We start from the raw sequence: 15,220 nt of genomic DNA, 5'->3' as shown, positions 1-15,220 counted from the left end.
ACCTCTTGAAGGATGCTATGGCGCGGTCGGCGCGGTCGTGGCCGGGGTGGGAGCCCATACATCGGGGTGCAGGTACCGGGCAAGCTCCTCCACGGCGTCCACGGCCCGGGGGCCGGGGCGGGAGTAGCGGGCCTCGTCCACGCCCAGCACGCGCCCGTTCCGGACGGCGGACAGGGTGGCGTAGTGGGGCCGGGCGGCGGGCGGCTCCGGTTCCGGGTTCATGGGGCCGCGTTGCAGCAGGTACACGTCGGGATTCAGGCGCAGCAATTCCTCTTCGCTCAGGCGGGCCACCCGGCCTTGGGCGGTGACGGGGTTGCGGCCGCCCGCGCGGGCGATGATGTCGGTGACGATGGAGTCGGCCCCGGCGGCCAGCAGGTTGGGGTGGCGCACCTCGAAGAACACCGTGGGCCGGGGGCGGTCCGCCACCCGCGCGGCCACCGCGTCCAGCCGGGCGCGCAGGGCCGCTTCCAGCGCGGCGGCGCGGTCCGGTTCGCCGGTCAGGACGCCCACGCGGCGCAGCACGCCGAACAGTTCGTCGAACGAGCCCACGCGGAACACCGCCACGGGAATGCCCAGCGCGCGCAAGCCCTCCACGGCTTCGCCCGCCTCGCGGCGGCCCTCCATCTGCAACACAAGGTCGGGGGCCACGGCGGCCACCATTTCCGGACTGGGCCGCATGTGCGTGCCGATGACCGGCAGGTGGCGGATGGCGGCGGGTTCCTCGTCGGCGGCGGTGCGCGCGGCGATGCGCCCGGTCAGGTCCATGGCCGCCAGCAGTTCGTTGAACGCCCCGTACAGGGCCACCATGCGCCGGGCGGGATGGGGCAGGCGCACCTCTCGCCCGGTGTCGTCGGTGATGGACACCGGCCCGTCCGGCTGCCCGGCGCGGGCGTCGGGAGGCGCGGTCAGCAGGAGCAGGGGCAGGAGCAGGGCCACGGCCAGCGTCCGGCCGGGGCGAAGGGGGCGCGCCGTGGCCGGGACCGTGGCGGGCAGATGAACGGGCGGATGCATGCGGTCAGTCATCCTGTGCCTCCGTGGGGAGGGGCGGAGTCTGTACGGAAATTCCGGACACGCCGGACGGCTCCGGGGGCGTTGCGGAAAGGGGAGAAGCGTGTCCGGAAAAACCGGACAGTGACGATGCAGGTTTCGAAAGCGGCACACCCGGCATGTAGCTGGCCTGCGGCGCGCCGGTGACCGGGTGCGGCCGGACCACCACCGGGGCCTCGTAGACCTCGGACAGGACGGCGGCGGTGAAGGTGCGGTCCACCGGGCCGTCTTCCACCACGCGGCCGTGCTTCAGGAATATCAGCCGGGTACAGTACAGCGCGGCCAGGTTCAGGTCGTGTACGGCGGCCACGATGCGCGCCCCGGCCAGATGGCGGGCGTGCAGCAGGTTCAGGATGTCCAGCGCGCGGGCCACGTCCAGCCCGGCCGTGGCCTCGTCCAGCAGCAGGGTGTCCGCGCCCTGGGCCAGCGCGCGGGCCAGCAGCACCCGTTGCAGTTCGCCCCCGGACAGGGTGTGCGCCCCGCGCGCCGCAAGGTGGGCGCAGCCCGTGTCGCGCAGGGCGGCCACGGCGGCGGCATGGTCGTCCGGGCCGTAGCCGCGCAGCAGCGTGGTGTGCGGGTAGCGGCCCATGAGCACCAGCGACAGGGCGTCCAGGTCGGGGATGTGCTCCGGCCGTTGCGGCACGGCGGCGATGCGCCGGGCGCGCTCGCGCGGGCGCATGCGGTGCAGGGGCGCGCCGTCAAGGGTCACCGAGCCCGAGCGCGAGGCCAGCACGCCGGACAGCACCAGCAGCAGGGTGGTCTTGCCGCTGCCGTTGGGTCCCAGCAGGCCCACCAGCTCGCCGGGGGCCACGGACAGGGACACGCCGTGCAGCACGTCGCTTCCGCCGGGGGCGTCGGCCCGGCGGCCGTACCCGGCATGCACGCGGGAAAGTTCGATCATGGCGCGCCCTCCGCCGCGGCCGCCGTCCGGGCTGCCGGGCCGCGTCCGCCGCGCACCAGCAGCAGGCAGAAGAACGGCCCGCCCAGCAACGCCGTGACCACGCCCACGGGCAGTTCCGCGCCGCCGGGCAACAGGGTGCGGGCCAGCACGTCGGCCCAGGCCAGCAGCACGCCACCCCCGAACCAGCCTGCCGCCAGCAGCGGCCCGTGGGCCGCGCCCAGGCGCAGCCGCGCCAGATGCGGCACCACCAGCCCCACGAAGCCGATGACCCCGCTTACCGCCACGCAGCCCGCCGTGATCAGGCTGGCGCCCACCAGCAGTTGCAGGCGCACGCGGGCCGTGTCCATGCCCAACTGCCGGGCCTGCACGTCGCCCAGGGCCAGGATGTCCAGTTCGCGGAAGCGCGGCAGCACCAGCAGCAGGCCCAGCGCCAGCCACGGCAGCAGCACCGCCGCGTGCGCCCAGCCGCGCCCTTGCAGGCTGCCCATGATCCAGAACACGATGCTGGACACCGATTCCTCGTCCAGAGCCTTGACCAGCGAGACCAGCGCCGAGAGCACGGTGGACACCACCACCCCGGCCAGCACCACGGTTTCGCGGCGAAAGGTTCCGCCGCCCGCCGCGCCGCCCAGCAGCAGCACCGCGCCCAGCGAGGCCAGCGCCCCGGCCAGCGCGGCCAGCGGCAGCAGGGCCTGCGGCGACAGCGCCGCGAACGCGGGCAGGTGCAGGGCCAGCCACGCGGCCAGCGGGCCGATGCCCAGGGTCAGCGCCAGCGACGCGCCGAAGGCCGCCCCGCCGGACACGCCCAGGGTGAACGGGTCGGCCAGCGGATTGCGCAGCACCCCCTGAAACACCGTGCCCGCCACGGCCAGCCCGCCGCCCGCCAGCAGGGCCAGACAGACTCGGGCCAGGCGGATGCGGGTGACCACCAGCATGTGGGTGGCGTCGGGCGCGGCGTCGGCCCCGCCGGTGAGAGCGCCGGGCAGCGCCAGTTCGGCCAGCGCGCGCAGCACGTCGTCCACGGGAATGCGGAACGGCCCGAACAGGCAGGCCAGCACCGCCGTGGCCGCCCAGAGCAGGGCGGCCAGCAGGATGCTGCGAAGGACGCGGCGCGGCCGCGCGGCCCCGGCCCCCGCCTGATGCGGCGCGGACCGGGGCGCGGTGGCGTTGTGCATTACTGGTTCGGCCGGTCCAGTTGGTCCAGCTGCTTCAGGGCGTCGTCCAGGTGGCGCAGCCAGATGGCCGCCACGGCGTCGGACGAGGCGGTGCCGCGCAGCACCGGGCGCGGGGTGATGCCCCGCTCGCGCAGTTGCGAGGCCCACGATTCCGGATCGTCACCGGCCATGTCGTTGCGGGCGTGGTCGCCCGCCACGGCCATCAGCGGCACCAGCCACGCGGTGCGCACCTTGCGCTCGGACAGGGCTTTGGCCACGTCGTCGAACGAGGGGGAGCCCTCGACCACGCCGACGAAGGCCAGCGGGTCGGCCTTGGTCAGGTAGAACTGCATGGCCGGGTAGCTCAGCGCGGCGGGGTGGTGCGGGTTGCCGTGGCCCAGGAACACCACGGCCTCGCCGGGCTTGCGCTCCTTGGGCAGCAGCGACTTCAGGGCCACGGCCAGGGATTCGGCGTCGTCGGTGGAAGCCAGCAGCGGCAGGCCCACGGCGATGCGGGTCAGCCCCTTGGGCAGCCCTTCCATGGCCCTGGCGGTGGCCAGCAGGCCGTGGAATTCCTCGCCGGTGATGGTGTGGAACGACTGCACGGCCACGTGGGTGAAGCCTTCCTCGGCCATGTCGGCCAGGGCCTGCTGGGGCGAGGCGGCGGGCTTGCCTTCGCTGATCAGCGAGGCGCGGGCCTTGCGGGCCGACCACGCCCAGCGGATTTCGGCGTCGGGATGGGCGGCGCGCACCAGCCGTTCGATGTTGTCCAGCGCGGGCCGGGCTTCTTCCACCGTGGTGCCGAAGGCCACCAGCAGGATGCCGTCCTTGCGGGCGGCTTCGCCGCCGTGCCCGGCCAGGGCGGCGCCGGGCAGTGACAGGCACAGGGCCAGCAGCAGGGCGGCCAGCAGCGGCAGGGGCAGGATGCGGGAGAGGGGGGGCGTCGCAAGGGCGCGCGAAAGGGCATCCCGCCGCGTGGCGGGCATGCCGGCAGGCACGTGAAGCATGGGGACCTCCGAAGAGGCAGGCGGGCAATTGGCGAGGCGGCGGGCACTGCGGGTGCGGCCCGGCACGGCCCCATGCGTCCGGCGGACCCGGCGGATATGCCGGGCGCGGCGCGACGGAATGGGGTGCGCGGGCGCGCGGAACGTGGCCGCCGGTCCCGGAAGGGCAAAAGCCCCGTTGCCTTCCGGGCATGGCCGATGACGCGTCAGGCAGGTCTTCCGGCTTGCCCGGCCTGCTCCGGCCTTCCCGGACCAAGGTCCAGTGGCGCTCGGGGGAGCAGGCGTTCCAGCGGGCTTACGGCGGCGGGTCCGCTCCCGATTCGCACGGGATTCCCTATCAAGTCCCAGGGACACCTGAATGGAGATGGATAGGCTTGGCGCGGCGAGGCTGTCAAGCGGCCTCGCCGCGCCCCTTCGCCCCCCCTCATCCCCCTCGTCCGGCGCATCTGCCTTATCCGGGCAATCCGGATGCGGCGCATCGGAATATCTTCGTAATACGCCTGTAATACAGGACTAATCAGGTTGGCATCGCCGTTGCAAAACAGTCGTTAGTCGCACTCCCGAATCCGGCTTGTCCGGACACGGCCGGATTGTGGGGAGCGGGCATGAAGGGAAATGAAAACAGCTTGGCATTCCTGAATAAAACATGAATGGCAGGCCAGTCCCGAAACGAATTTACGGTTGGATTCGGGGATTCCGGAAAAGCCGGACGGAAACGCGGCACACCGGATAACAGGCTGAACGCAGGCGGGGCGCGCCCGGAATCGGATTCCGAACGGCATTCCCGCACAACGCAAGGTCGGAGTGCGCAGCGCGCCTTCGCCAACATGGGGAGATAGCCATGGTTACGCAGAACACCACCACCGCAGGCGCCGCATCGGCGGCCCGCCACATCCAGCTGACCGAGCCGCAGGCAAACCAGCAGATCGTCATCGACAACATCGCTGGTGCGGCGCTGGACATGGGCTTCCCGTCCGAAGCGGCGCAACTGGAGCAGTCCGGCCAGGATCTCGTGTTCCTGTTCGAGAACGGCGGCCGCATCGTCCTTTCCAACTTCTTCGGCCTGTTCGAATCCAACCAGCTGCCCGCCTTCAACCTTGAAGACGGCCAGACGCTGCCGGGCGACGCGTTTCTCGCGGCCCTGCGCGAAGACCTGCTGCCCGCCGCCGGTCCCGGCGCGGGCGCGGCCGCGGGCAGCGGCGGCGTGGGCGACTACGACGACAACGCCGGCGACCTCATCGGCGGCGTGGACCGCCTTGACCCGCTGGGCACCGGCACCTTCGGCGTGACCCCGCTGGCGACCATCGAGGATGAAGGCATCATCGACCCGGCCAACGGCACGCTGCTGGTCAGCATCACCACCGGCGTCACCACCGAGATTCCGGGGCAGAACGGCGAAGTTCCCCTGCACCCCGATCAGGTTCCCCCCGGCACCTACGTGGGCGCGTTCGAAGACTGGCAGCCCAACCAGCACCTTGGCTTCACCGAAGCCTTCGCCGCTGCGTTCGGCTTCACCTTCACGCCCGACGACAACGAAGTGCTGAACTCCATCACCTTCATCGGTCCCATCGACGGCCACCTGCTGGTGAGCGGCGTGGAAGTGTTGCCCAACGGCGCGGGCAACTACGTCATCGCCGCGGCGGACATCGGCAACGTCACCCTGCTGCCCAACGCGGACAGCGGCACCGACATTCCGCTCTCCGGCTTCGCCAGCATCACCGACCCCGACTCCGGCCTGACCGGCACCGTGCCCTTCGCCTTTACGGCGGTGGTGGATGCGGTGGCCGACCGGCCCCTGGAACTGGGCGCCGAGGTCACCTACGGTCCGTTCGAGAGCATTCCCGGTGGCGAGGAAGAGGCCATGGAACAGCTCGCCCGGTGGGGCAGGCCCAGCTATGACACCGTCCCCGACGGAAATGAGGACAGCCGGACCGCCGCCGACCCCGGCGGCGCGGACGAGGTCAACAGCGCGGTGCACATCACCCTGTCCGCCACCTTCGGCGACTATCAGGACGGGTCGGAGCAGCACTACCTGATCATCGAGAAGAAGGGAGACTGGACCTACGAAAAGGTGGTCTTCCCCGATGGCACGGAACTGGACCTTTCGGAATTCCTGGAGCTGGGTTCCGACATCGCGGCTTCAGGCACGCAGGGTGGTGGTCTGGGCGGCATCGATCCGGATGGGCTTTACTACGTCATTCCCGTGGGTGACGAGAGCATCACCGGCTACCCCAATTACACCGACGCGCAGGGCCAGCTCCATGAACAGGCCACCAAGTCGGTCACCCTGGTCATGTACCCGCCGGATGAACCCTACCAGCCGGGGGAAGGCAGCGAAGAACCGGTTCCCTCCCTCGCGTTTTTCGGCGGCGACAAGCACGACGGCAACAACCACGACTACCAGGAACACTTCGTCACCGGCGCGCTGGCCGTGGACCGCGACGCGGACGGCAGCCTGACCACCGTGAACGACGCCTCGCTGGTGCTCGGCTCCGTCACCGTGGAAGTGGCCCCGGCCGACGGTTCCTTCAAGGTCACCGGCCAGCACTGGGGCCTCGAAGACCCGCAGGCGTACGTGAACGATCCGTGGCACGGCTCGCTCAAGGACATCGACCTGAACTTCAAGTTCACCCCCGATGACGACGAAGTGCTGGACAATATCCAAATCGCTCTTGACCCCACCAAGGGTACGATACTTGTGGGTGGTGATGAACTTAAGGCGTTTGGAGCAGAAGAAGGCCAGAAGAGCTACTATGTGACGGAAGAAGATGGACAGCGCATCTACATCATCTCCGCAGACGACATGCATCGCGTCACGCTGATGCCCCCGCAGCACAGCGACGCGGACGTGACGCTGACCGTCACCGCCCACTTCCACGACCCGGACAGCGGCGACACCGCCACAAGGACGGTGACGCACACCGTGTTCATCGACGCCGTGGCCGACAAGCCCGACGTGCACGTGGACGTGTATCAGCCCGAGGGTACCGATACCGGAAAGTTCGAGGGTTCTTTCCAGTACGGCGAGCAGGCCATGGTCAAGGTAACCGCCACGTTCTACGACCTGGACGGTTCCGAAGAGCATATCGTGAAGCTGTTCATCCCGAAGGGGTTTGAACTGCCGGAAGGCTACGAGATTCCGGACGGCGGGGTACTGCACGAGACACCTTTCGGCAACTACATAAGCTGGGAGGTTCCTAGTTCGCAGGCTGACTTCTTGCAGGATATCCCCGTGGTTTACACGGGCTCCGCGAATTCCGGTTCGGTGAAGTTCGTCGCTTCAGCCACTGCCGAGGAAGTGGACCTTTCGGGTAGGGAATTGACCCACCTTAACAACTGGGCCGAAGATTCGTCGTCGGAGTGGGTCCAGATCAAGGACAAGGATCCCCACGCGAAGGACGAGAAGATCACCTTCGACGAAGACCGGCTGAACGTGGCCGACCCGCTGCATGACGGGACGAACCCGTCAAACCCGTCGGAGACAACCGCCACGCTGTCCATCTCCGGCAACCTCACCTATGGGTTCGGGTACAGCGATCCGGCCACGGGCGCGTTCAAGTGGGGCACGTCACCCTACAAGGCGACGGAAACCGACCGGGATGACCATTGGACCACCTGGGGCAAGAGCGTGGCGCTGAAGTCCGGCGGACATAATGTGGAATGGGCACTGTCCGAGGATGGAAGGACGCTGATCGGCTACGTCGGTGACGACCCGGATGCCGAAGGCGCGAAGGTAATCAGCATTCAACTGACGAACCTGACCAACGGCGGGTACACGGTGACGCTGCATGGTCCCATCGACCATCCGGACAATGATGCGCGGGGTACGGGTTCGGATTCCGACAAGAATGATGTGATCCAGATAGAAATTCCGTACACCATCACCGACGAGTTCGGCAGAACCGCCAGCGGTGAATTGCAGGTGAGCATCAAGGACGACGCTCCGGTTGCCTGCCCGACGGCTTCTTCGTTCGGTCTGAATACGCTGTCTGGTGCGGAACTTGAATTCAGTCTTGGCAGCGAGACCGGCGTCGCGGTGCTGCTGTCCAGCACCGTCGTTGACCTGCGCGTGGATGGCGGAACGCCGTTCTTCAGCTCTTCCGGCCTCGGGGTGACCTACGACGGCAAGCATGTGGCCGATGGCCCCATGTCGCCGGATCGTGAAAACGAGGTTGGATACCGCGACGACAAGCTCGGTCACGAGCAGGAAGGCGTGGTGTTCAAGCTGGACGGCGTGGCCAACAGCTTCAGCCTGTCCACGGGTGCCTTCTACAGTGGCGGCGAAGGCGAAGTTGGCACGGTGAAGTTCTACCTTGGCGACACGCTGGTTTCGACCAAGACCCTTTCCGCGGCGGATCAGGCTGGCGGGTTCTCCTTCACCGGCCTGCCCTTGTACGACAGAGTGGTGGTTTCGGGCGCGGACAACAGCGGTGGCACCTCCACCACCGACAACAGCGACTTCTACATCACCAACGTGAAGTTCGGCATGGTGTCGCAGATTGGCGCTTCCTCCGGCGACCTGAATATCGAGTACGGCGCGGATGGGGATGGATCGCTCGCCATCTCGTACAATGCCGGCGACATATGGACCTGGGACGGGCACAAGGTGAATGTGGTCGCCGATGGCACCGGGCTCAAGGGCGTCATCGACGGTACGACCGACGTGGCCTTCACCATGTCCATCGATGCAACCGGCAAGTGGGTCTTCACGCAGAACGTCCCGCTTGACCTTCCCGGCAGCAGCACGCCCGGCGTCGCCGGCTACGCATTGAGCAACCTGCAGTTCAAGTACACCGCGTACGACGGTGACGGTGACAAGGTTTCCGGCACCTTCAAGGTGAACGTGTTCGAGGTGGAGCGCGCCCCGGATATCGACATGCCTGCCGTGGCCCATGTGGTGCACGAAAAGGGGCTTACCAGCGACGCTGATAACTCCGAAATCGTCAGCGGCAGCTTCACCATCGACATGCAGGACGAGGAGTTTGCGAGCAGCAATGCCATCAAGGTCGGCGACAGGGCGTTCTCTTCTCTGAATGAACTGAAGAACGCTGGTGAGTTGCTCATCGACAGCAACGGGCGTGTGACCACCAACCTGGAAAACGCCGTCGGCAAGCTGGATGTGACGGATTGGTCACAGGGCTCCGATGGCAAGTACACAGTGGAGTACACCTACACCCTGCTCACCAACGTCGATCACAACTTCCCCGATGGCGGCGTGACCGGCAACATCATCCCCGTCGAGGTGAAGGATGCCAGCGGTGACACCGCCAGTGCGACCCTGACCATCGCCATCGTGGACGATGTGCCCACGGCTAAACCCGACACCAACAGCGTGACGGAAGACACCGTACTGACCGCCACTGGTGGTGATCTTGATGCTAACGATGTGCTCGGCGCGGACGGCGCACATGTCTCCGGGGTCGCCTTCGGCTCGACGGGCGCCCAGGTGGTCGAGGGTGGTTGGGAAGTAAGTGGGCTGTATGGCAAGCTGGTGGTCAGCGCCGACGGCACCTACACCTATACGCTGAAGAATGGCAGCGAACTGGACGATCTGGATGCCGGCCAAACCCGTACGGAAACCTTCGCCTACACCTTGACCGACGGCGACGGCGACACCAGTACCGCCAACCTGACAATCACCATAAACGGCGCGGATGAAGAGCGCGACCTGAGCATCACCGGCCTTGCTGGAACGGATATCTCAGTGGACGAATCCGGGCTTGCGCATGGTTCCGCACCGAGTGCCACGGCTACGCATGGTGAAGGTTTCTTCACCATCACTGCCGAAGCCGGTCTCGACGACGTGATCATCGGCGGCAAGACGGTGATCTCTGACGGCGACCTGGCGGTTTCGCTGGCGGATCGCACCATCGATACCGGCCACGGCAACATCGTGATCACCGATGTCACCCCAGAGGGTGATGGAACCTATACGGTCTCGTACAAGTTCGACCTGTCGAGCGCCGCAGACCATTCGGGAGGTCCGGTCACGCTCTCGTACGAGGTGAAGGTCACCGACCAAGCCGGGCAGGAGATCAGCTCCGGCACTGAAAAGCTGGATATCTCGATTGCCGACGACAAGCCGACGGCCATCTCGGAAGTGGACGACTACAGCGGCGGCATGACCACCAACCTCATCATCATGCTCGACCGTTCCGGCAGCATGGCCTACGATTCCGGCGTCGACAATCCTGAGCCCGGCAAGGGGAACTACACCCGCTGGGAAGTGGCGAAGCAGGGCGTGCAGGAACTGATCGCCGCCTACGCCGACCTCGGTTCCGTCAACGTGAAGATCGTGGACTTCTACGGCGGCACGGCGGCTTCGAGTACGTGGTTCTACGATGCCAAGTCCGGCACCGTGACGACCTACCTGACCGGCAAGAACCCCACCGGCGGCACCAACTACGAGGCCGCCACGAACACGGTGATGGCGGACGTCGCCAACGGCATGCCGCCCGCGGACAAGTCGGTGGTGTACTTCCTGTCCGACGGCAACCCAGACCCGCCTGAGCGTGGCCTGTCCGGCAACGAGATCACCAATTGGGAGACCTTCCTCGCGGGGACTTCCATCGACGCGGTGTACGCCTTCGGCATCTCCAATAACGTGAATGAGGGGCCGCTGGGCACCGTGGCATGGACGAGAGGTGGGGATGACAAGGTTGTGGTCGTTGACGACCTCAACGACTTCTCGCAGGCCCTGCTCGATACCGTGCCCGTTACCGGCAACCTGCTGGCCAACGACAAGTCGGGTGCGGACGATCCCGGAGATCTCGATGGCCAGCCTGATCTGCACGCGATAGTCTCGGTTATGGTAGGCAGTACTTCGTACCCCGGTGTGGTCGATGGGACAGATACGGTGTTCGACCTTGGCGCGACAATCGGCAAGCTGATCATCGACACTGAAGGTGGTTACAGGTTCGAGCCTGGTTCAAACCCCAACGGCACGGTAGTGGTGACGTATACGGTGGCCGATGCTGACGGTTCGGTATCTGACCCTGCCACCCTGACCCTGAACCTGCGCGGCTCGGAACTGGATGCGCACGACAACTACGTGAACACGCAGCCGGGCAGTGTGACGACGGATATGTTTGATTCGGACCTGAGTGGCTGGGCCAGCGGTACTGGCATCAGTTCGACGGGCGGCGAGTTGCTTCTCAACCTGGGTAGCGACAACGCTACCAGATCTACTTCCAAGGAATTCACGGTCAACGCTGGCGACACGGTGAGCTTCGATTGGAGAGCCGTGGCAAGCGGCGGAAACTGGTTCTTCGGCTACGAGGGCGACAAGCTTGAGATAGTTGTCGACGACGGCACCGGCGCGAAGACCATACACACCGCGACAAGCGGCGGAACGGTTACCGGTACCTACACCCATACCTTCACCTCTTCCGGCACCTATCACATAACCTTGCGGGCGGTGGACGGTGGGGGGTGGTTTAGCAGCGGGAACCTTAACGTCTACATCGACGACGTGGTCTTCACCCACGCCGTGATGCTGACGGGCAACGTGGTTACCGACGCTTCGGCGACGGAGTTCGCCGACCAGATCGGCGGGCAGACCGCCTACGTGACTGAAGTGAACGGAGTCGCACTTCCCACCACTGGCGCCTACCTTGAAATAGAAGGCGACTACGGGACGTTGCGTATCAACCACTTCGGCCAGTACGAGTACAAGGCCCATACGGGCACGGATGCTGGCCACGATGACGCCTTCGTGTACAAGTTGGCTGGCACCACCAGCGACTATGCAACCCTCAACGTGCACATCGGCGATGCGTCCGCGCCAGCAACTCCGGCTACTCCGGAAACCGACTACCATATGGGTGCCTCCGACAATGGGTTCCACCTTGGTACGACCTCCGGCGATACGATTCACGGCACGGGCGGCAACGACGTCATCTTCGGCAACTATGGCAACGACACCATCCACGGCGGAGACGGCAACGACTACCTGCATGGTGGCCACGGCAATGACACCCTCTACGGCGATGCCGGCAACGACATCCTCGTGGGCGGACAGGGCGAAGATACCCTGACCGGTGGTGCAGGCGCGGACACCTTCGTGTGGAACGCGGAAGACTTCACCGCCGGTGTCCAAGACGTGGTGAAGGACTTCAATATCGGAGAAGACGTGCTGCGCTTCGCCGACGTGCTGCTCGACAGCGACGGCAACTCCGGCAACGGCATCCAGCTGAACCTGGTGCAGAACGGGGACAACGCCCAGCTCACGCTGCACCATGGCTCCGAAGCGCCGCAGACCGTGGTCATCGAAAACGTGTTCAACAGCAGCATGAGCAGCAGCGATGTGAGCAACGTCCTGCAGGCCATCGAACAGCACATCCTGAACCACAAGATCGTCACCGAAAACAGCTAACCGGCGCGCCGCCACCCGGCGGCACACCCTGAACACACGGACGCCCCGGCTTCGGCCGGGGCGTCTTGCGTGGTGGCAACCTCTGTTTTGGTACGCCTCCAACTGACAAGGACGACAACCGTTACACGAGCCTTCGAGTGCTGCCCCCGCGTTGGCGAGTCTTCCCGCCTTAGGGGGACAGCAACGCAGGGATTGCGGTCGTAGCGCGGCAAGACCCCTTGGAATCCCGTGATAACGTGTTTCCGACATCAAAAAGCCCCATTCCAGGGGCTTTTTGATGTCACGCAAGGTGCGCTGTTTCTCCGCTCTGGCGTATGCCAAGCGGCACTCCCAACGCGTTTGTTATCTTGAGAATCGTTTCGAAACGCGGTTTGGTTCCGGGAGAAAAGGTCTTGTAAAGGCTCTCCCGGCTCAGTCCGGTTTCCTTGGCCAACTGGGCGACCCCCCGTGCTTTCGCCACCTCTCCGAGGGCTGCAAGAAACACGTCCGGGTTCGGATCCTCCAGACACGCGGCGAGGTATTCGGCAATCATTTCCTCGCTGTCCAGGTACCTTGCCGTTTCATATTCACGGATAGCAACGTTGCTCATTGCCGTTCCTCCCTCCGAAAACCGGCTGGTTTCGTGGAAGATGTTTTTCTTCTGCACGACTTGATTGTAGCCTGTAGGATACAAACGTCAAGAGGGAATATGGCGCTGTCCGGTCAGTGTCGAAAGCGGCCGCAGTCACGCCCTGCGTCTCTCCACCGCCGTGCCCGGAAAGGCAGCCGTCGTGCTCAGGCAGGCGGAGAGGAGGCATTTCCGCCGGGATGCGGCGCCAACGCCTGCAAGCCCGCCTCCCATGCCGCGCGCATGGCGCGCCCCACATGCCGGAACGCCGGTTCATCCCGTATCCAGACGTTCGCCCGGCCTGGCGGTCCCGTTCCCCGCTTCCACTTTTGCCCACGCAAGAAGGGGCCGGTCCTGTGGACCGGCCCCTTCGGGTATGCCGTTCTCTGCGGGAGCGGCTATTACTCGGTGTTCTTGCGCAGGGCGTCGCGGTCGATGCCCAGGCTGTCCAGCAGCTTGCCGCCAAGGGCCAGCAGGCGGTACTGGGCGCCGGCGTCGTTCATGCGCGAGGTCACTTCCTGGATGGACGAGCTGTACAGTTCGTTTTCGGCGTCCAGCACGTCCAGCAGGCTGCGCTGGCCCACCAGGAACTGCTGCATGTACGCGTCGCGGGTCTGCACGTTGTAGTCGATGGCCGACAGGAAGTAGCGCTGCTGTTCGCGGGCGGACAGCATCTGGGTCCAGGTGGAGCGGGTTTCGCGGCCCAGTTCGTCGATCTGGTTTTGCAGTTCCTGGCGGCTCTGGCGCGAGCGGGCGGAGGCGCCCTTCACCGCGGCCATGTCGGCGCCGCCGTTGAACAGGTTCCAGTTCATGCGCAGCATGGCCGCGGTGCCCCATTCATACGTACGGCTGCTTTCCACCTGGTCCTTGTAGGTGGGGCCCACTTCCGCGTAGATCACGGGGTGGTAGCCGGACTTGGCGAGGTCGATTTCCGCTTCCGAGGTGCGCACGTCGGAGATCAGCGCCTGCACCTTGGGGTTGGTGGACTGGCTGTCGGCCAGGGCGGCGTCGACGCTGGGCGGGGTGGCCGTGGGCGCTTCCGCCGGGCCCAGGGTTTCGGGCACCATCTGGCCGGTCAGGCGGAAGTAGGCGGCTTCGGCCACCTGCAGCGCGCTGCGGGCTTCGATGAGGGTCGACTGCGCGCGGGCCAAGCGGCCCTGGGTCTGGGTGACGTCGGAAACGCTGGCCGCGCCCATGCGCGAACGTTCCTGCTGCGAACCCAGGATGGACTCGTGCTGCTGCACGTTGATTTCGGACAGGCGGACGATTTCGCGCTGGCGCAGCACTTCGATGTGCGCGAGCACGGCGTCCAGCCCGAGGGCTTCGGCGTTGTCGATGAGGCGGTTGTCCACCGACCCCAGCTTGTTCTTGTTGATGTCCACGCGGCTGGCGGTGGCCAGGCCGTCCCAGATGGTCTGGCTGAGGGTCACCGAACCTTCGCTGCGGTCGTACCAGTCGTTTTCGTGGCCGGACTGGCGGGTGGAACGGTCGTTGTACTGCTCCACGCCCACGCCGCCGCGCACGTCAAGGCGCGGGAACCAGCCGGCACGCGCGCGGTCAACGTCGTGTTCGGCAGCCTGGCGGTTTTCCTGGAAAGCCTTGAGGCGGGGATGCGTTTCAAGGGTGTTGACGACTGAATCCTTCAGCGTCACTTCCTGCGCTTGCGCCGGCCCCCCAAGCGCAAGCCCCAGCACGGCGGCCAGCGCGCAGAACGCGAGCCAGCGCCGTTTTTGCGATTTCCTTTCCTTCATGACAGTCCTCCTCGTTGGGCCCCCCCCCGTGCACGCGGATCGGAGAGCGCGTATTGATTCCGGAAAATTGGTGCGGCCCTGTCCGCACTTTCTGCTTTTACGGTGATACTGCATACAACATTACATTGTTTTGGCCGTCGTGCGCAATAGGGTTAGTTACAAGGCCCACAAGTTTTTGAGGGAAATTTTGCGGTTTCGCCGAGCCGGGGTGGGGCGGGGAGGGAGGGCGGGAACGCATGCCGGGATGTGCCGGGAGGGCATGTGCGATGCCGGCATGCCATGCTGCACGGTCTGCTGGTATGCCGATGACCATGCGACAGGGCGGTGAAGAACGAAGAATCCGTTTCACAATTTCAATATGCAGGAAGAAAGGGGGATGACG

Annotated in this window: 7 protein-coding genes and 1 riboswitch; of the genes, 1 reads left to right on the top strand and 6 read right to left on the bottom strand. The window is 65.9% G+C overall.

What is annotated here, in order from left to right; genetic code table 11:
• Nucleotides 1–15: 15 nt before the first annotated feature.
• The 4 genes from ACR4XJ_RS09865 to ACR4XJ_RS09850 are packed head-to-tail and all read right to left on the bottom strand — an operon-like array spanning nt 16 to nt 4,109.
• Entirely contained in the window at nt 16–1,023 is a 1,008-nt protein-coding gene (locus ACR4XJ_RS09865; RefSeq protein ID WP_434755053.1) for an ABC transporter substrate-binding protein, read from the bottom strand.
• On the bottom strand, nt 1,016–1,948 hold the full coding sequence (locus tag ACR4XJ_RS09860; protein ID WP_434755052.1) for an ABC transporter ATP-binding protein: 933 nt from the start codon (nt 1,946–1,948) through the stop codon (nt 1,016–1,018). The genes ACR4XJ_RS09865 and ACR4XJ_RS09860 overlap by 8 nt, the downstream gene beginning before the upstream one ends.
• Nucleotides 1,945–3,123, bottom strand: coding sequence for a FecCD family ABC transporter permease (locus ACR4XJ_RS09855; RefSeq protein ID WP_434755051.1), 1,179 nt, complete (start codon nt 3,121–3,123; stop codon nt 1,945–1,947). The genes ACR4XJ_RS09860 and ACR4XJ_RS09855 overlap by 4 nt, the downstream gene beginning before the upstream one ends.
• A complete protein-coding gene (locus ACR4XJ_RS09850) occupies nt 3,123–4,109 on the bottom strand; it encodes a sirohydrochlorin cobaltochelatase (protein WP_434755050.1) in 987 nt (328 codons plus the stop codon). Before ACR4XJ_RS09850 ends, ACR4XJ_RS09855 begins: the two co-directional genes overlap by 1 nt.
• A gap of 189 nt (nt 4,110–4,298) precedes the next feature.
• Nucleotides 4,299–4,479: riboswitch (cobalamin riboswitch) on the bottom strand.
• A 468-nt stretch (nt 4,480–4,947) separates the two neighbouring features.
• Between ACR4XJ_RS09850 and ACR4XJ_RS09845 the strand changes: the two genes are divergently transcribed.
• Nucleotides 4,948–12,480 (top strand): VCBS domain-containing protein, encoded by a 7,533-nt coding sequence (locus tag ACR4XJ_RS09845; protein ID WP_434755049.1) that lies wholly within the window; start codon nt 4,948–4,950, stop codon nt 12,478–12,480.
• A gap of 280 nt (nt 12,481–12,760) precedes the next feature.
• On the opposite strand, the gene ACR4XJ_RS09840 is transcribed toward ACR4XJ_RS09845, so the two are convergent.
• Together ACR4XJ_RS09840 and ACR4XJ_RS09835 are read right to left on the bottom strand one after the other, a co-directional pair.
• Nucleotides 12,761–13,126, bottom strand: coding sequence for an addiction module antidote protein (locus tag ACR4XJ_RS09840; RefSeq protein ID WP_434755048.1), 366 nt, complete (start codon nt 13,124–13,126; stop codon nt 12,761–12,763).
• A gap of 362 nt (nt 13,127–13,488) precedes the next feature.
• Nucleotides 13,489–14,838: a TolC family outer membrane protein gene (locus ACR4XJ_RS09835; RefSeq protein ID WP_434755047.1), complete on the bottom strand. Its 1,350-nt coding sequence runs from the start codon at nt 14,836–14,838 to the stop codon at nt 13,489–13,491.
• Nucleotides 14,839–15,220: the final 382 nt, after the last annotated feature.

Origin of the sequence: Nitratidesulfovibrio sp. D1, from assembly GCF_051133415.1 — a bacterium.
In the GTDB taxonomy this organism is placed as follows: domain Bacteria; phylum Desulfobacterota; class Desulfovibrionia; order Desulfovibrionales; family Desulfovibrionaceae; genus Cupidesulfovibrio.
The sequence above is the reverse complement of the archived record's forward strand: the minus strand, read 5'-3'. Positions and strand labels throughout refer to the sequence as shown.

What these genes read in the sequence shown, in the direction of transcription:
- ACR4XJ_RS09865 (WP_434755053.1), bottom strand. Translation starts at nt 1,023, where the DNA reads ATGACTGACCGCATGCATCCGCCCGTTCATCTGCCCGCCACGGTCCCG.
- ACR4XJ_RS09860 (WP_434755052.1), bottom strand. Translation starts at nt 1,948, where the DNA reads ATGATCGAACTTTCCCGCGTGCATGCCGGGTACGGCCGCCGGGCCGAC.
- ACR4XJ_RS09855 (WP_434755051.1), bottom strand. Translation starts at nt 3,123, where the DNA reads ATGCACAACGCCACCGCGCCCCGGTCCGCGCCGCATCAGGCGGGGGCC.
- ACR4XJ_RS09850 (WP_434755050.1), bottom strand. Translation starts at nt 4,109, where the DNA reads ATGCTTCACGTGCCTGCCGGCATGCCCGCCACGCGGCGGGATGCCCTT.
- ACR4XJ_RS09845 (WP_434755049.1), top strand. Translation starts at nt 4,948, where the DNA reads ATGGTTACGCAGAACACCACCACCGCAGGCGCCGCATCGGCGGCCCGC.
- ACR4XJ_RS09835 (WP_434755047.1), bottom strand. Translation starts at nt 14,838, where the DNA reads ATGAAGGAAAGGAAATCGCAAAAACGGCGCTGGCTCGCGTTCTGCGCG.